Below are 17,494 nucleotides of genomic sequence, written 5' to 3' on the forward strand. Positions count from 1 at the left end.
AACCGCATCTCTCTGAAGTGGCGCTACCGCTGCGCCGGGAGACGGTGCCGCTCAGGCAAAAAGCGCAGGGCGCGTCCGGAAATCACGGGCCATTTACCCTGCTAAGCCAGCCCTGAAGCGACAGCGGCGTTTCTCTACACCTTCGGAGTGGGGCAGACGCAGTCTGACCGTATCTCCGGCCTGCGGGCCTGAAAGGGTCGCACTGGCGGTGTAGTTACAACATACATAAAAACGAATCAGGTTTACCCGCCCTACGGGCGGGCGCGTGCGGCCTGGCAATGGGTGGTTGCGCGCTCTGTAAGTTCAGGAATAAAACCGACGCCGCCATTAAGGCCGGAAGGGGCTCCCGCGCTGCAGAACGGCGTGAAGCTTGCCGGGGCGATCAGGTTTTATCTGTATGTATGTATGTATGTTGTAACTAGTACACTCCCGTAAAACACAACGCGTCATCGCCCTGTCGAATGCCCGCACGGGTTCGGGCATACTGCGGCTGGCACATCATTATTTCCCCTTCCATACCAACAGGAGATGCTCCCGTGCTGGTTTACACTTACCCGAAAAGTCGCTCGCTCAGAGTGCTGTGGACGTTAGAAGAACTGGGCGTCGATTACGACTCCATTAAAGCCGATATTCTGTGCGAGACGCCGACGGTCATGTCGCCGCACCCGCGCGGTAAAGTGCCGTTCCTGGTAGATGGCGAGGTCGCCATCTGCGAAACGCTGGCTATCTGTACCTATCTTTGTGAGAAATACACGGGCACGTCGCTGTATCCGGTGGATCCGGCGTACCGTGCGGTCGTGAATTCCTGGATAAGTTTCGCCTTAACGGATCTGGAATCGCCGGTCTGGAATTTACTCAGGCAGCTTGTTTTTGTACCGGAAGACCGGCGCGCCGCGCCGCTGCTGGATTATTTCCGGGCCGGGGCGACCCAGGCCGTCGCGATGGCGACGCCGGAGCACCACACGCCATGGATCGCGGGCGAGGAATTTACGCTGGCGGATATTTTCATGACGCACACCCTGCTGTGGGCGAAGCTCTGCGGTATCGCGCTCGGTGAGCAGCGTGAAGATTATCTCAACCGCGCGTTTGCCCGTCCCGCCTTTCTGCGCGCGCAACAGCGTAATAATCAGTAATGTTGTCCCGGCGCGCCAGCCCACCGGCGCGTCAGGTTCTTCAAAAAACCCGCGTTCCCTACCAAAAAAGGCACTCCGCCCCATAAACGTAATGAATCTGTTATCATCCGGTTGATATTTATGGAATATAGTTTCGAAGAGTGACAAATATGAAAACTGGATACGCCGTACTGCTTTCTGCCCTGCTTCTCTCTGGCTGCGCCCAGGTGAATGACGGACTCAGCTCCTTAAACTCTGGCCTTGCCAGCCTTAATAAAGGGCTGAAAACGCCGATGCAGAAGACGGATAAAACTGTCAGCCAGATTTGCGCCGAAGCCAGTAAAAACCCCGGTCGCGCGAACCAGACCTTTAACGGACTGGGCATGACTACCGAAGGGATCGTGTCTCTGCATGACAATAATTACATCAGCGAAGATTTGTTCCTGCTGAAAGTCGGCAGCAATACCGTCTCGGTCCGGGGTTATCCGGATATGAATTCCCTGAATAATGGGCAGCGCCTGAAAATCGACGGCACCATCAACCGTATCACTCAGGATTTCGGCTGTATGATCTCGGTGACCGCTTACTGATCGTTAGCACGGTTAAAACAGGCCGGGCAACCGGCCTGTCGACATCCCCCTCGGCAGCTGGCTTACCGCCCGTAATACCCGTCCAGATACGTCTGCGCCAGATCGTCGGCGAGCATGCGCTTTTCGCGCGGGCTGGCGTTGTCATCCGAGAACTGACCGCGATGGTTAGCGAATTCGCTGGTGGTTTTTATGCCGCAGGCATCATCGCGATACGCTTTCGCCTGACGCTCTGCAAAAGCAATGTCGCGCCCCTGCGCTTTATCGGTTTTGCCCTGCTGATAGACTTGGGTAAACGCGGGCAGGAACGCCGCGATGCTGCCCGCTTTATCGACGCGTAAATTCGCATCGTGCGATTCCATGCCCTGCAGAACATAGTGCCTCGCATGTATTTCCGGCGACGTTCTGGTCGCACATCCCGCCAGTAGCACCGCTGCCGTCACGGCCATGATGGTGTATCGCATCGCGCATTCTCCCTGAAAATGATGATGTGCTACCCGAATTCGGACAGCACTTGCCAGGTCCGCGCACCGCGGCGTCTCAGGCACAGGGATATTACCCCGAAGAACAAAGGGTTAATACATACCATATAAGGGGATTGCGGGCCCTTCGCAGCCGTGCATCGCGAAGAAAAGCGCATAAAAAAACCGCATAAGGCAGCCCTTATGCGGCTCTCTATGAACGGCGTCGAGTATCAGCCGGGCTGCTGGCGCGTACTGAAAAACGCCAGCGCGGTCTCCAGCGCCTTCGCCTGTTCTTCCAGCGACATCGCCGCCGCAGAAACCTCCTGCACCAGCGAGGCGTTCTGCTGGGTGACGCTGTCCATCTGGTTTACCGCCACGCTTATCTGATCCACGCCTCGGGTCTGTTCGTCGAGCGCCCGGACGATCTCGTTGATCGCCAGATGCACGCTCGTCACCGCCTCGATGATCTCTTTCATCGTGGTGCCGGTTTCATTCACCAGCGAGACGCCCTGCCCCACGCGCCCGGTCGATTCCGTAATCAGCTGCGAAATCTCCTTCGCCGCATTGGCGCTGCGGCTCGCAAGCGTGCGCACTTCACCGGCCACCACCGCAAAGCCGCGCCCCTGTTCACCGGCGCGCGCGGCTTCGACCGCGGCGTTCAGCGCCAGAATGTTAGTCTGGAAGGCAATGCTGTCGATAATGCTGGTAATATCGCTGATTTTCTGCGAGCTCTCGTCCACCTGCGACATTACACGCACCACTTTATCAACCAGCGCTTCGCCCTGGCCTGCGATATCTTTCGCTTTTTCCGTCAGCACAATCGCACGGGAGGCGCTTTCGGCGTTGTTTTTCACGGTCGCGGAAATCTCTTCCATGCTGGCCGCGGTCTCAACAATCGCCGCCGCCTGCTCTTCGGTGCGCGACGCCAGATCGGTGTTGCCGCTCGCGATTTCACTGCTGCCGGCACGCACGGAGTGGCTGGCGTCGCTGATATCGCCCACGATGTCGCGCAGCTGCGACTGCATGGTGCTGAGCGCATAGAAAATACTGCTGGTATCGCCGCGCTGTACCGGGATCGCGTTGCTGAGATTACCGTGCGCCACGGAGAGCGCGATTTCTGAGGCTTCCAGCGGTTCGCCGCCGACCGGACGCGCTACCTTGCGGGTAAAGACCAGCGCCACCACCAGACTCACGACCGCGATGCTCAGCACCATCAGAATGATGGCGTTAATCAGCCCCTGCCAGGCTTCGGCCATCACCACGCTCACGGGCGTTATCACCGCGAGCTTCCACGGCGTGCCACTGTTGCCAACGCTAATGGTGTTCCAGGTGATAAACGCCGGTTCGCCGAGCACCGGATCGTCGTAGCGAATCACGTCGCGGCCCGTCACGGTGCCCTTATACGGCTTGCCGACCGTTGATTTATCCGGCGCGGAGATCACTTTATTGTCTGCTGAAAGCAACAGCGCATAACCGACGCCATCCCAGGGTTTGATAGCACCCACCAATTTCTGCAGGGTTTCCAGCGAGAAATCGGCGGTGACCGAGCCCTGGAATTTCCTGTCGCGCACGATGGGCGCGGCAATCGAGGTCAGCATCACATCCACGCCGTTATACGGATAGATATAGGGTTCGATGATGACATCTTTCTGGCGCTGGCGCGGCAGGACGTAATAATCGCCGCTGCCCGGCGTTTCATAATCCACCAGGTTATGCAGTGCCGGGGTGCCCGCGCTGTCGCGATCCACATACCGCGCGTAGCGCCCGTGCGGATCCTGCCCCGCCTGGCCTGCGTAAGCGGCGTCGTTCCCATCGAACGCGTCAGGCTCAAAGGTGAGCGACATCGATAAGAAATCGTCATGGGCGCGCAGGAAGCTGACCAGCAACTGCTCCAGTCCTTTGCGCTCTTTAAGACCGGATTCATGCAACGCCCAGGCGCTGATACCGACATCACGCGCAGCGGTTAACGCGGCGTCCAGCCGACGGCTCACCTGTAAGGCTTCCGTCTGCGCTATCTGCTGAAGGTGTTTTTTCGCGACATATTCCTGCTGCGACATCGATTGCCACAGCAATAAACCCATCGTAATGCTAAACCCGGCGGTTATCGTCACAAAAATGGATAACAGCATCAGGGTCTTGGTTTTAAGCTTTCTTCCGGCAGAGAGCTTACTCGTCATTATCTTCTCCCCTACTACGTCAAATACGCAGGATATCTTTGCTCACTATCGGCAACGCATCAGGAAGTCTTATGCATTCCCTTAATTAAATTTTTTTCATCAACGGCAGGACAGGATTAACGAGACGGATTTATCGAGTGAGATCAACAGGAAGGGAATATTACGCAGAACGGAAAAAAAGCGGGCTGCCCGACATCGTGGCAGCCCGTAAGCAGAATATCAGACAACAAGCGCCTTTTTCCTGTTACCGCTATCTTACCGACACAACCTTAAGGCAAACTTAAGGCGTAAGTTAAATCTTAAGGCGTAATGTGATACGGGTAACGTTACGCCATAAAATTTGCCGGTATTGCGCACAGGAACGGATCAGGATTCAGTGAACGCGAGCCTTGATTTAACGCGCTCAAGTGCCTGCAGATAATCAATGTTTTCAATTAACTGGTGCAGTTCGCGTGATTCACCGCCGGATTGCGCCAGCGCGTCTTCAATGAAAGGCGTATTACCGAAACGATTTAAAATAACATTTCTCTTTTGGGTGTCATTCAGGGAACAGAGCGTCATAAAGCGGAAACGTTTTTTATACGCGGCGTCATTTTTCAGCTGTTCCATCGCCTCGCAGGGGGCGGAAATAATGCAGCGGAACGGCGTCATCAGATACGGCTTAAGCGCCGTCAGCACCTGCATACCGGGCGACGGCTGGCCATTTTCATGGGCAAAAGCGTGCGTGCCGTCCAGATAAAGGATCACTTTATGCCTGGCGGCCAGCTCCGTCGCCAGCGCCAGTTTCTTTTCCATTTCCGCTGCACTGGTATTACCTGCTGACAACGACACCAGATTTATTTCGGCCAGATGACAGTCTGGCTGAACCTGTAACAGATAACGGGAAAGATTACGGACAAAACAGGATTTCCCGACGCCTTCGTTTCCGGACACCACCAGGCTATTGGTATTCCGGCACGATAAAATCGCCAGTGCAGATAAAATTTCTGATTCCCGGTAGAGCACGTCAGGAATGTTTCCTGCCGCGAGCATGTTCATCAGATCGCTCGCATGAATGCCGTGCTCTTTTAACTGAGAATAGAACGCTTTTCTGTCCTGATGGTTTTCAATCGTGAACAGATGGGTGGGTTGTGTCATGTTATTTTCCTATAGCGTTTAATTACGAATGTAATAATTCCGCCCTCATTCATCGCTGAATAAGGCGTTAATCCGCTGCAGTTTAAGGGGCAACAAAATAATAATGGCGTCAGTTTACGGGCGCGCCGCACCAGAAGCCGGGGCTCTATTTCATCCCGGCCTTTTCCGCGTAGTTTCTGAGCGTTACGTTTTTGATAGCTTCTTGTTAAAACCCCGTTTTATTTCTGAATATCCTGGCAGGCGTTTAAATCCTGGCAGGAGAGCGGCACCTGCAGCGCCGGGCGGAATTGAAAGTTAAGCACTGCTAACATTTGTTTAAGCGTGAAGATAGGCAAAAATCTTAAAGGCGTCAACTGCCGAAATATTTATCGATAAATAAGTTATTCCGTTTCTGGCCAGGTGCTGAATTAAGATTTTCCTGAGTATTAATTGCGTGGGTAAAGAGGTAAGTTGTCCGGTTATTTTTTCAGGCGCTGTAGGTTATGCCTTTCCTGCGACAGGGCACAGCAACCCATGAATGCGGACATGCGTTAAATGCAAGGCGGTGGATCGCAGGCAGTAAAAACCCCGCCGGAGCGGGGTGGGTGTTAAACCCGTGTCATGCTCAGAACAGACTGTACAGCAGCGCAGAAACGGTCAGCGCACCGCCGGTTGCCACGATGATAGCCGTAGGGCCGCGCAGGGCGCGCAGCGCGTCACGGGTGTAAATCAGGTACGCGGGTATCAAAAACAGGAAGATGGCGGTCAGCGGGCCGCAGACAGTTTCAATCAGCGTGATGACGTCCGGATTGACGTAGACCACGGCGAACGTCACCGCGAACATCGCCAGAAACGCGACGGTTTTCGCCTGTTTGCGTGCACCGCGCCCGGCAGCCAGCGTGGTCATGGTTTCCGCGACCGGCAGGCACACCCCCAGGAATGATTTGGTCATCCCTACCATCGCGATAAACGGCGCGAGGGTAAACAGCAGATCCAGCCCACCCTGGCTCTGCATCACCGAAAGCATGTTGAGGTTTTCCGCTTTCGCTCGCATGAACGTCGCAGGCGGGTTCGCCAGCAGGCAGCTCAGCACGAAGAAAATAATGCTGAAGATAATCAGCGCATAGGCCACGCGCACCACCCGTACCGACTTCGCTTCGCCGCCGTGGCCCTCTTCGCGATAGTACGACGCCAGCGGCGCAATCAGCGGGGCGGAACAAAGCGCAAATGAGATAAGCGGCAGCGTCAGCCAGATATTTTTAAACGCCTCGCCCGCGGGCTCTCCGGCAGGAATCAGCGGCATCGTGACGTTCGAAAGGCGCCATGCAGGAATCTGAATGATGGCTATCAGCAACAGCGACAGCGCAAACGGCAGCGCCAGCGCGCCCATCGCGCTGACCACTTTATCGCGCCCTTTACTCAGCACCAGAAAGAGCGCCGCCACCACGATAAACGCCAGCAGCGCCCGGTTAACGTGGGCCACCTGCAAACGGTTCACAAGATAATCCGTCAGCGCGTTAACCAGCGAGATGGCGTAAACCAGCGTCACCGGGAAGTGCGCGACGCAGAAGAAAATCCGGATGGCGTCGCGCCCCTTCGCGCCGAAAAACGCGCCAAACAGCGGCAGCGCATCGTCATCGGTGCGGTTATCGCGCATAAAGACGCGGCAGATAAGCACATGCGGCACCAGCGAGAGCGGCAAACTCAGCACCAGCAGAAGAAGAAAAACCAGCGGGCCGCGCGTGCCGATTTCGACAGGAAGAAAGAGGGTTCCTGCGCCAACCGTGGCGCCGTACACGCCCAGCATCCAGAGCGTGTCTCTGAATGTCCAGCCGGTACGAGCTGGCAGGCCGCTGTCCGTGGTGGTTGATATCGTCATTTTTTTATACTTAAGGTTGGTGAATTAAAGAACACGTCATGCCCGTCTGTCAGGCCCTGACGGTTAACAACGCGCGAGATCCGCGCCGCAACAGGGGCCGCATCATATAGAAATCGGGCGTTAAATTCGAAGCCGGCGGGGAAAAAACCGTAAATAAACGCAGCGACTCGGCGCACGGAAGTCAAAAAGGGGCGACGGCCCCTTTGTTTTGCAGCAGAGATTTTCGCTCAGAACCACTGGCCGAACCGGCGGATATAAAACCGTTTCATCAGCTGTGTGACCACACAATAGGCCAACAGAATACCGGCCAGCCACGGAAAATAGGCCAGCGGCAGCGGTACCAGGCCAATCCAGTGCCCGAGCGGCGAAAACGGGATCGCCACACCCACCGCCATCACGATAAACGTCGTCACCAGCACCGGTAACGCGGCGCGGCTCTGGATAAACGGGATGTTGCGGGTGCGCAGCATATGCACCACCAGCGTCTGTGACAGCAGCCCTTCGACGAACCAGCCGGAATGAAACAGCGACTGCATCGCGGGCGTATTGGCTGCGAAGACAAACCACATCACCGCAAAGGTCGCGATATCAAACAGCGACGACGTGGGGCCAATCCACAGCATAAAGCACCGGATATTGGGCGCGTCCCATTTACGCGGCTGCCGCAAAAACGCGTTATCCATGCGATCCCACGGCAGAGAGAGCTGCGAGATGTCGTACATCAGATTCTGCACCAGCAGATGAATAGCGAGCATCGGCAGGAACGGCAAAAACGCGCTTGCCACCAGCACTGAAAAGACATTGCCGAAGTTGGAGCTGGCGGTCATGTTCAGGTATTTGAGGATATTGCCGAACGTCTCGCGCCCGGTGATGACGCCCTCCTCCAGTACCCGCAGATCTTTTTCCAGCAGGATAATGTCCGATGCTTCCTTCGCGATATCCGCCGCGCTGTCGACGGAGATGCCCACATCCGCGTCGTGCAGCGCCGGCGCATCGTTAATGCCGTCGCCGAGAAACCCCACCGTGTGCCCGTTGCGCTGAAGCGCCTTCAGAATGCGCGACTTTTGCAGCGGCGTCAGCTTCGCGAAGATTGCGCACGTCTGCACCGCGTCAGCGAGCCGCGCATCGTCCATCGCCGCAATCTCATTGCCGGTCAGCATGACGCGATTATCGATGCCGACCTGCTCGCAGATGCGGGCGGCCACGAGTGGATGATCGCCGGTCAGCACTTTTACCGTTACGCCATGCTCCTGAAGCGCGGCGATGGCGTGCGCGGCGCTCTCTTTTGGCGGATCGAGAAACGTCAGTACGCCTTCGATAATGAGCCCGTTTTCGTCAGCCTCACTCAGCGGCTGGCCCAGGCCCGCTTCCGGGAGCACCCGCGTCGCCACCACCAGCACCCGCAGGCCCCGGGCATGGTAGTCGCGGGTTAAGCGCACAAACGCGTCGCGGCGCGCCTCATCAAGCGCATACACAGCGTCGCTTTTGCGGATATGCGTCGAGACCGAGAGCATCTCCTCCACCGCGCCTTTGCAGATAAGCGTTTGCTGACGCTCTCCATAGCGCTCCACCACCACAGAGACGCGACGGCGCGCGAAATCAAAGGGCAGCTCGTCAATGTTGAAAGCGTCAGCGCGCCCGGCGGCTGGCAGTTTTTCCTGCCCGCACGCCAGCACCGCCCTGTCCATCAGGTTGGTTGTGCCGCTCAGACTGGCGCTGTTAAGCCAGGCAAGCGAGAGCACCGCGAGACTCTCCCGGCCCTCAGCGTCCAGATACCCTTCGAGCGCGATAGTATCCTGGGTGAGCGTGCCGGTTTTATCGGTACACAGGACATCCATCGCCCCGACGTTCTGAATGGCGTTAATGCGCTTCACAATGACCTTGCGACGCGCCATCACAATCGCGCCTTTCGCCAGGTTCGAGCTGACAATCATCGGCAGCATTTCCGGCGTCAGCCCGACGGCGACCGCCAGCGCGAAAAACGTCGCGTCTGTCCAGTCGCCTTTGGTGAAGCCATTAATCAGCAGTACCACCGGCACCATCACCAGCATAAAGCGGATCAGCAGCCCGCTGACGCTATTTACGCCTTTATCAAACGCCGTCTGCGGGCGGCCCTCAAGGGATCGGGCAAGGGAGCCCAGCCAGGTTTGCGGGCCGGTCGCCACCACGACGCCGCGCGCAGTGCCGCTCGCCACGCTGGTGCCCATGAGGCAGATATTGCTACGGTCGGGAAGATTCACGTCCGCCGCCGGGCGCTGCGCAGACGACGCGCCTTTGCCCTGTACGTCAGCGGTGATGTCATATTTCTCCACCGGCAGGGATTCGCCGCTCAGTATCGCCTGACTGATAAAGAGATCGCGCGATGCCAGCAGCCGCAGATCCGCCGGAACCCGATCCCCTGCCGAGAGCAGTACGATATCGCCCGGCACCAGCGCCTCGACCGCAATCACCTGTTTTTCGCTCTCCTCATCATGGCCTGGACGGCGTAACACGGTCGCGGTGGTACGCACCATCGCTTTCAGCGTCTGCGCCGCCTTGTTGGTGCGAAACTCCTGCCAGAAACGCAGCAGGCCGCTCAGGAGCACCATCGTCACGATGATAGTCACGCCGGTCAGGTCGGTTTCCTGCCCGGCCCGCAGCGGATACACGTAGTCGGTGACAAAACTGATGAGCGCCAGCGCCATCAGTACATAAATAAACGGATTGTTAAACGCCTGGAGCAACTGCACCAGCGCGGGCGGCGCGTTGTCATGCGCCACCTCGTTGGGGCCGCAGGTTTTAAGACGCGCGCAGGCCTCCTGCGCAGTTAATCCTCTCGCGTCGCTCTGCAGCCGCGCTAATGTCTGTTCCGCACATTCTGCTGACGCCGTTTCGATGCAGAAAACGTCCGCTTTATTTTTCGCGGCCTGGTTACGTTTTTTTTGATTGAGCTTTGCCATACCGGCACCTGTATTTCAGGCGTGACGAAACGCGGGCGCATCTCACCACCATAATTTCAAAGGCGCACGCCATTTCACCTTTAAAAAGAAAAAGGCGTACTTAAACGGTGTTAATTAAAAAAAGGAATTACTGTAAAGGCGGAGGGAACAGGGCGGTGTGAAAGAAAAACATGGGTAAGCACTCCTTAATAACAACAGGAATAAAAGCTCGGGGTGCAATCAGAAGAAAAGTGCGTTGCTGCCCGCCGTGACAGGCAAACAGCGAGAGCGTCGTCGCGGGTTTGCCGGTTAATAAAATCGCGTGTCGCTGTTCAGGGTGAGATCTCCTCTGGAATTTTCCCGCAGTATAATGCCGGGCATGGCAAAGTAAACGCTTTACGCCCGGCGGTTGACAGTGCGTTTAGCCTCGGCCACCCGCATTAAAAAACGGTGCTTAAGACGCGCCAGAATAAGCCCGGGCGCGGTAATCGCTGGCGGGATAATGTCATTAATCAACGCGACGTTAATAGCTAAAAACGGCTTTCGTCAGCGGCGAAAGCCGTCATTGTTATTACTCGTCGAAATACCAGTAGCCCTGATTCACAAGCCCGGTGAGTTCTTCAACAAACGCCGGGTTATCCAGCGCATCGCCAAGCTCACGCTGGCCGAGTTCGGTAAAACGGCACAGCGCATCCGCCGCGCGCGGATCGACAGTTTCCAGCCGTTCGCTGTTAATGAAGAAACTTCCGCCGACGTTCAGCGCCCGCAGCCCGCTCAGGCGCGACAGCGTTTCGCCGCCTTTCAGGGCGTCGCGCACTTCCTGCGCGGTATAGGGCGGCTCGGCGGCTGCGATGTCCAGCTCGTGGCGCGGCGTGGTGACAAACGAACCGAACCACTGCCTGAAATCCTCCGGCTGATTAATCATGGACAGCATCATGTCGCGCAGGCGGTCGAGCTCGTGCGTCTCCACGCGGCCCGGATGCTCGCGACAGGTGAGATCCGGGTCGCTGTAGTGCTCGCCGCCCAGATCGTTTTCCAGCGCATAATCCGCAAAGCTGCTGATCAAATCGCGGCCATTCGGCCCGCGAAAGCCGACGGAGTAGTTCAGCGCCGTCTCATGGGTAAAACCGTCGTGCGGGAAACCGGGCGGGATGTAGAGAATATCGCCCGGCGCCAGGTCTTCATCGATAATCGGCTCGAACGGATCGACATGCAGCAACGCCGGATGCGGGCAGAACTGACGCATCGGCAGCTTATTGCCCACGCGCCAGCGGCGTCGGCCCATCCCCTGAATAATAAACACGTCATACTGATCGATATGCGGCCCCACGCCGCCGCCCGGCACGGAAAACGAAATCATTAAATCGTCCAGCCGCCAGTCCGGCAGCACGCGGAAGGGACGCACCAGCTCAGCGGACGGCATATGCCAGTGGTTCACCGCCTGCGCCAGCAGCGACCAGCCGGTCTCGCCGAGCCCGTCGAAATGTTCAAACGGGCCATTGCTGGCGTGCCACTTGCCGTTGCTGTGGCTCACGAGGCGGCTGTCCACTTCCGGCTCCATCGCGATCCCCGCCAGTTCGTCCGGCGTTATCGGGTCGATAAAATTCGCAAACGCCTGCTTCAGCACCACAGGTTTTTTCTGCCAGTATGTTTCTAAGAACGCCGGCCAGTTCAGATTAAGTTGGTACGCCATGTCATCACACCAGTGAAGGATTGAGGGCGTGATTATAAGAAAGCTCGCCGCCGTGCCGCCTTGTCATGGGTCAAGCGCGGTGGCGCATTACCTGTGAACGCCATATTGCGGTATGATGAAGCAAACATTCACCGCCGGAGGGTGTATGCATTATCTGCTCGAGCTGATTTCCGATCTGCTGATCTACTGGCCGTTCAGCCGCACCCCCACTCAGGAAAAGAACACGATCACCGGGCTGAAATACCAGCCGCTGTTTACGGTGCCCTCGGACGATCCGCGCATGAAGAAGACCAAAGACACCCCGGCGGAGTAATCGCGTCGCCGCTACGCCGCTAATTATCCCCGAAAACCCGCTTATATCGGCCCATCAGCGTTACCCGCAGAATGTTACGCTGCGTAACAATCCAGATACTGTCCTAATTTTAGACCGGGTGAATGATGGCGCGTCGCGTTTCAGGGCTGCTTAAGGCCGTATGTTTTTGCTTTGTTCTCGTCGTGCTGTTCATGATGACGGTTTCTCCCGCCCGCGCGCTCTCCACCGCCTGTACGGCGCTGAATGCCGCAAGCCCGGTGAGCGCGGGCACCAGCAGTTACAACGCCAGCGCGTTTAACGCCGATGAGAGCGTGACCGTTTCGTTTACCGACAGCGGCGCGGGCGCGGGCGGCACGCCGATGACCGCCGATGTGGTCCTTCTGCACTCCCGCGACTTTTCACAGCATTATCTTGTGCATTACAGCTCAGACGGCAACGCCGGCAGCTTCAGCACCTCGCTTACGGGCGCGCAGCTCACCGCCAGCGGGCTTTATATGTCGGTGAAGACCGCAAACGGCTTTATCAGCCCGGTCACTGTCTCCTGTAGCGCCGCCGTCACGCGCTCTTCCGATGCCACCCTCAGCGGGCTCTCTTTTTCCGGCGGCGCGCTCTCCCCGACCTTTAGCGCGGCGGCCACCAGTTACCACGCCACGGTCGATTATGCGGTTTCCTCCGTCACGCTGACGCCCGTCACCGCCCACGCCGCCGCCACCGTGACCGTCAACGGCAGCCCGGTCGCGTCAGGCTCCGCCTCGCAGGCGATTACCCTGAGCGTGGGGGCCAATAACATCGGGATCATCGTCACCGCCGAAGATGGCACGCCGAAAACCTATAATGTCATCGTCCAGCGCAACGAACAGCGTCCGGTGGCTGGCAATGTCACCGCGCAGGTGGCGGCCAACAGCAACGCGAACCCGGTGACGCTTGCGCTCTCCGGCGGAGCCGCGACCTCAGTCAGTCTTGTCACCCCGCCCTCGCATGGCGTCGTTGCGGTCTCCGGCCTGTCCGTCACCTATACGCCGCTCTCGGGATATACCGGCAGCGACACCTTTGTTTACCACGCCAGCAACAGCGCGGGCGACTCGGCGGATGCCACGGTCTCGCTCTCCATCCTCGCACCGACGACGCTGACTATCGCACCCGCCAGCGGCGCGCTCCCGCCCGCCACAATGGGCAGTGCCTGGTCGCAGACGCTGTCAGCCACGGGCGGCAGCGCCCCTTACACCTGGACCGCGCACGGCCTGCCTGCGGGCATTTCGCTTAACGCCGCCACCGGCGCGCTTTCCGGCACGCCGACTACCGCGGGCAGCTTTACGTTTTCCGTCACCGTGAAGGAGGCAGGCAACGTTTCCGCGACCGCCAGCTATACGCTGGTGGTGGGAGCCGTGACGCCGGGCGTGACGCTCACCGTCACCCCTGCCGCGGGCGCGCTCCCGGCTGGCACCACCGGCAGCGCCTGGTCGCAGACGTTCGCGGTGAGCGGCGGCACGGCGCCGTACCGCTGGCAGCTGAGCGGCGCGCTTCCGGCCGGGCTGACCTTCTCAGACGGCAGCCTGAAGGGTACGCCGACGACGGCGGGCAGCAGCGCGTTCACGTTAACCGCCACCGACGCGAACGGCGTCGCGGTACAGGCCGCCTACACGTTACAGGTCAAGGCCGCCGCCGCGCAGGCGGCGGATCAGAGCGCGTCGCTCTCTGCCGGGCGCGTGACCCGCGTCTCGCTCACGCGCGGCGCTTCCGGCGGCCCGTTCACCGGCGCGCGTCTGCTGGCGCAGCCGGATAAACGCCAGGGCACCGCCGCCATTGACGCGGTCGGCGAAGATTACCAGCTCACCTTTAACGCCGCGCCGCAGGCGAGCGGAACGGTCGCGCTGCGCTATGTGCTGTTAAGCGCCGCAGGCGTCACGTCGCCTGCCACCATTACGCTTACCATCGCCTCCCGTCCCGATCCCTCGAAAGACGTTAACGTCGCGGGCACCGTCAGCGCGCAGTACCAGGCCGCGCAAAACTTCGCCCGCGCGCAGATCCGCAACTTCAGCGATCGTCTGGAGCAGCTGCACAGCAGCGAGGATGTGCCCGCAAGCCTTAACGGCGTCCACTTCGCGCTGCCGACATCGCGCGCGGAACGCGGGCTGGATACCGATCTCTGGAACGCGGCGCTGCAACAGCAGGCGCAGCAGGACGCGCAGGACAGACTGCCGCCCGCACTGCCGTTCGGCACACCGACGCCGGGCCAGCGCCTCTCCTGGTGGACCGGCGGCTATGTCGATTTCGGACGTGATAAAGACAGCACGATGCGCTTAAGCCATACGCTGGTGGGCGTCAGCACCGGCGTGGATTACCGTTTCACGCCGGGCTTTACCGCTGGCGTCGGCCTCGGTTTCGGGCGCGACGTCAGCGATATCGGCGATACCGGCACCCGCAGCAATGGTCAGTCGATGAGCACGGCGCTGTACGCGAGCTATCATCCGAACGCCGTGTTCGTCGACGGGTTGCTGGGCTACAGTCGTCTTGATTTCGACAGCAAACGCGACGTGAGCGAAACGGATGCCGTCGCGCGCGGCAGCCGCGGCGGACGCCAGTTCTTCGGCGCGCTGGCCTCCGGCTACGAATTCCGCTCGCCGCAGAGTCTCGTCTCGCCGTATGGCCGTGTGCAGGTGTCGCAGACCCGCCTTGAGGGCTACACCGAATCGGACGCGGGCATGTATAACCTCGCCTTCGCGCCGCAGCGCTTTTCGCAAGTCACAGGCAGCGCGGGCCTGCGCGCTGAACGCCGCGTACCGGTGACCTGGGGCGCGGTACGCCTGCAAAGCCGCGTGGAGTATTCGCGTCTGATGAATGACACCGGCAGCGCGCGGGTCGGTTACGCGGATGTCGGCAACGACACCTGGCGTATGTCGCTGTATGAACAAAACCGTCAGTCGCTGTCGCTGGGCGCCGGGCTTGATGTGCAACTGCCGAACGGCGTCACGCCGGGCATCGCCTATCAGGGCACGCTGGGGCTGGATGACCGGGGCTCACGCGCCCAGACCATCATGGCGCGTATGAACGTCGCGTTTTAACGCGCCATAAAAAACGGCGCAGAGCCCGAGCCCTGCGCCGCTGATGCGTGTGATGGCACGCGTTACGGACGGCGGAACAGCGCGATGCTGCGCCCTTCCAGTTCGAAATCCTTCTCTTTGGTGATAACAATCCCTTCGTTCGCGGTCTCAGAGGTCGTCAGCTCCAGCACCCAGCCGCCTTCGCCAAATTGCGGAATGCGGAACGGCACGTTGCCTTCAAACGGGTTGAACAGCATCAGCACGTCGTGCCAGATCCCCTCTTCGGTTTCCAGATCCGGCCTGCCGATATAGACGCCGAGCGTCGAGCCCTCGTCCCACTGCTCCGGCTGCTGATAGCCGCCGCCTGCGTTGAACCACTCGATAACCATGCCGTCGCGCCAGTTTTCCCGGCGCAGCAGCGGCTGTTGCGCGCGCAGCGCAATCACCCGGCGGGTAAATTCGCGCAGCGCTTCGGCGCTTTCCGGCAGATTTTCCCAGTGTACCCAGGAGATCTCGCTGTCCTGACAGTAGCCGTTATTATTGCCCATCTGGCTGCGGCCAAACTCGTCGCCCGCCAGCAGCATCGGCGTACCGTGAGAGAACAGGAGCGTGGCGAGGAAGTTGCGCTTCTGACGTTCGCGCACCGCGTTGATGCCTTCATCGTCGGTCGGCCCTTCCGCGCCGTAATTGTACGAACGGTTATCGTTATGGCCGTCGTTGTTGTCCTCGCCGTTGTCCTCGTTGTGTTTGTCGTTGTAAGAAACCAGATCGTTCAGCGTGAAGCCGTCGTGCGCGGTGATAAAGTTCACGCTCGCCCACGGCCTGCGCCCGCGTTGATCGTAGAGGTCGCCGGAGCCGAGCAGGCGCGCGGCGAAATCGGTCGAGACGTTATCGCCCTTCCAGTATTCGCGCACCGTATCGCGGTATTTGTCGTTCCACTCCGCCCAGCCCGGCGGGAAGCCGCCCACCTGATAGCCGCCGGGGCCGATGTCCCACGGCTCGCCGATAAGCTTCACCTTCGAGAGCACCGGATCCTGCATGATGGCGTCAAAGAAGCCGCCGCGCTGGTCGAAGCCCTCCGGCTCGCGCCCGAGGATAGTGCCGAGATCGAAGCGAAAACCGTCTATATGCATCGATTCTGCCCAGTAACGCAGAGAATCCATTACCATCTGCAACACGCGCGGATGCGAGGTATTTACCGTGTTGCCGGTACCGGTATCGTTGATGTAGTAACGGTGCTGATCCGGCATGGTGCGGTAGTAAGAGAAGTTGTCGATGCCTTTAAACGAGAGCGTCGGGCCAAGCTCGTTCCCTTCGGCGGTGTGGTTATAGACCACATCCAGAATCACCTCGATGCCAGCGTCATGGTAGGCGCGCACCATATCGCGGAACCCCTGAATGCCGCGCGGGCCGAAATAGCGCGACGCGGGCGCGAAGAAACCCAGCGAGTTATAGCCCCAGAAATTTTTCAGGCCCTTGTCGAGCAGATGCTGATCGTCCGGGAACCAGTGTACCGGCAGCAGTTCGACGGAGGTGATGCCGAGGCTCTTTATGTAATCCACCGACGCCTTGTGCGCCATGCCGTCATAGGTGCCGCGCATCTCCGGCGGTACGGCCGGGTTAAGCTGGGTGAAGCCTTTCACATGCGTCTCATAGACCACCGCGTGCGGCCAGACGATGGAAGGCCGGTTCTGATCATGCCAGTCGAATTCATTCGGATCGATAACGCGGCACTTTGGCATATAGGGCGCGCTGTCGCGCTCGTCAAACGTCAGGTCTTTATCTTCATGCAGCAGGTCGTAGGCAAAATGCGCCTCGTTCCATTCGATATTTCCGGCAAGCTCGCGTGCATACGGGTCCACCAGCAGCTTGTTCGGGTTAAAACGATGACCGTTCTGCGGATCGTAAGGCCCGTGTACGCGATAGCCGTACAGCGCCCCCGGTTGCAGGCCCGGCACGTAGCCGTGCCAGACTTCATGCGTATACTCCGGCAGCGTCAGGCGGGCGATTTCATTTTTGCCGCTCGGATCGTAAAGGCAGAGTTCGACGCGCTCCGCATGCGCCGAGAAAATCGCGAAGTTCACCCCCTCGCCGTCATAGTTTGCGCCGAGGGGATAACTGCATCCCGCCGTGATTTCAAAAGCCTTACCGTTTGACATATTTCCCTCTCCATCCAGGCAGTAAATTTTCAGGA

The 17,494-nt window shown here is 59.0% G+C and carries 11 protein-coding genes; 4 read left to right on the forward strand and 7 right to left on the reverse strand.

Features of this window, described 5'->3' with window-relative positions:
* Positions 1-536: 536 nt before the first annotated feature.
* Positions 537-1,133 (forward strand): glutathione S-transferase family protein, encoded by a 597-nt coding sequence (locus tag AFK67_RS20895; protein WP_007733179.1) that lies wholly within the window; start codon positions 537-539, stop codon positions 1,131-1,133.
* 149 nt (positions 1,134-1,282) lie between these two features.
* Complete coding sequence (locus AFK67_RS20900) at positions 1,283-1,702, forward strand: hypothetical protein (protein WP_007733187.1); 420 nt, start codon at positions 1,283-1,285, stop codon at positions 1,700-1,702.
* Between the two features lie 62 nt (positions 1,703-1,764).
* Here AFK67_RS20900 and AFK67_RS20905 read toward each other — a convergent pair whose 3' ends face one another.
* From AFK67_RS20905 to AFK67_RS20930, 6 genes are all read right to left on the reverse strand, one after another.
* Entirely contained in the window at positions 1,765-2,163 is a 399-nt protein-coding gene (locus tag AFK67_RS20905) for an Exc2 family lipoprotein (RefSeq protein ID WP_007733190.1), read from the reverse strand.
* Positions 2,164-2,393: 230 nt separating this feature from the next.
* Positions 2,394-4,340 (reverse strand): methyl-accepting chemotaxis protein, encoded by a 1,947-nt coding sequence (locus AFK67_RS20910; RefSeq protein WP_007733193.1) that lies wholly within the window; start codon positions 4,338-4,340, stop codon positions 2,394-2,396.
* Between the two features lie 366 nt (positions 4,341-4,706).
* Positions 4,707-5,477: an AAA family ATPase gene (locus AFK67_RS20915; protein WP_007733195.1), complete on the reverse strand. Its 771-nt coding sequence runs from the start codon at positions 5,475-5,477 to the stop codon at positions 4,707-4,709.
* A gap of 604 nt (positions 5,478-6,081) precedes the next feature.
* Entirely contained in the window at positions 6,082-7,335 is a 1,254-nt protein-coding gene (locus tag AFK67_RS20920) for an SLC5/6 family protein (RefSeq protein WP_197336868.1), read from the reverse strand.
* 227 nt (positions 7,336-7,562) lie between these two features.
* Positions 7,563-10,274, reverse strand: coding sequence for a magnesium-translocating P-type ATPase (gene mgtA / locus AFK67_RS20925; RefSeq protein WP_007733202.1), 2,712 nt, complete (start codon positions 10,272-10,274; stop codon positions 7,563-7,565).
* 550 nt (positions 10,275-10,824) lie between these two features.
* Positions 10,825-11,946, reverse strand: coding sequence for a ribosomal protein uL16 3-hydroxylase (locus AFK67_RS20930; RefSeq protein ID WP_007733206.1), 1,122 nt, complete (start codon positions 11,944-11,946; stop codon positions 10,825-10,827).
* 145 nt (positions 11,947-12,091) lie between these two features.
* On the opposite strand from AFK67_RS20930, the gene AFK67_RS23260 reads away from it, so the two are divergent.
* A complete protein-coding gene (locus tag AFK67_RS23260) occupies positions 12,092-12,259 on the forward strand; it encodes a hypothetical protein (RefSeq protein ID WP_007733211.1) in 168 nt (55 codons plus the stop codon).
* Positions 12,260-12,384: 125 nt separating this feature from the next.
* Complete coding sequence (locus tag AFK67_RS20935) at positions 12,385-15,321, forward strand: autotransporter domain-containing protein (protein ID WP_007733213.1); 2,937 nt, start codon at positions 12,385-12,387, stop codon at positions 15,319-15,321.
* Positions 15,322-15,383: 62 nt separating this feature from the next.
* Here AFK67_RS20935 and glgX read toward each other — a convergent pair whose 3' ends face one another.
* Entirely contained in the window at positions 15,384-17,459 is a 2,076-nt protein-coding gene (glgX, locus tag AFK67_RS20940) for a glycogen debranching protein GlgX (protein ID WP_007733215.1), read from the reverse strand.
* Between the last annotated feature and the right edge of the window lie 35 nt (positions 17,460-17,494).

The sequence above is a fragment of the Cronobacter dublinensis subsp. dublinensis LMG 23823 genome (assembly GCF_001277235.1).
GTDB classification, from domain to species: domain Bacteria; phylum Pseudomonadota; class Gammaproteobacteria; order Enterobacterales; family Enterobacteriaceae; genus Cronobacter; species Cronobacter dublinensis.

Coding starts and splice junctions, on each gene's coding strand:
- AFK67_RS20900 (WP_007733187.1), top strand. CDS start 1,283: ATGAAAACTGGATACGCCGTACTGCTTTCTGCCCTGCTTCTCTCTGGC.
- AFK67_RS20905 (WP_007733190.1), bottom strand. CDS start 2,163: ATGCGATACACCATCATGGCCGTGACGGCAGCGGTGCTACTGGCGGGA.
- AFK67_RS20910 (WP_007733193.1), bottom strand. CDS start 4,340: ATGACGAGTAAGCTCTCTGCCGGAAGAAAGCTTAAAACCAAGACCCTG.
- AFK67_RS20915 (WP_007733195.1), bottom strand. CDS start 5,477: ATGACACAACCCACCCATCTGTTCACGATTGAAAACCATCAGGACAGA.
- AFK67_RS20920 (WP_197336868.1), bottom strand. CDS start 7,335: ATGACGATATCAACCACCACGGACAGCGGCCTGCCAGCTCGTACCGGC.
- mgtA (WP_007733202.1), bottom strand. CDS start 10,274: ATGGCAAAGCTCAATCAAAAAAAACGTAACCAGGCCGCGAAAAATAAA.
- AFK67_RS20930 (WP_007733206.1), bottom strand. CDS start 11,946: ATGGCGTACCAACTTAATCTGAACTGGCCGGCGTTCTTAGAAACATAC.
- AFK67_RS23260 (WP_007733211.1), top strand. CDS start 12,092: ATGCATTATCTGCTCGAGCTGATTTCCGATCTGCTGATCTACTGGCCG.
- AFK67_RS20935 (WP_007733213.1), top strand. CDS start 12,385: ATGGCGCGTCGCGTTTCAGGGCTGCTTAAGGCCGTATGTTTTTGCTTT.
- glgX (WP_007733215.1), bottom strand. CDS start 17,459: ATGTCAAACGGTAAGGCTTTTGAAATCACGGCGGGATGCAGTTATCCC.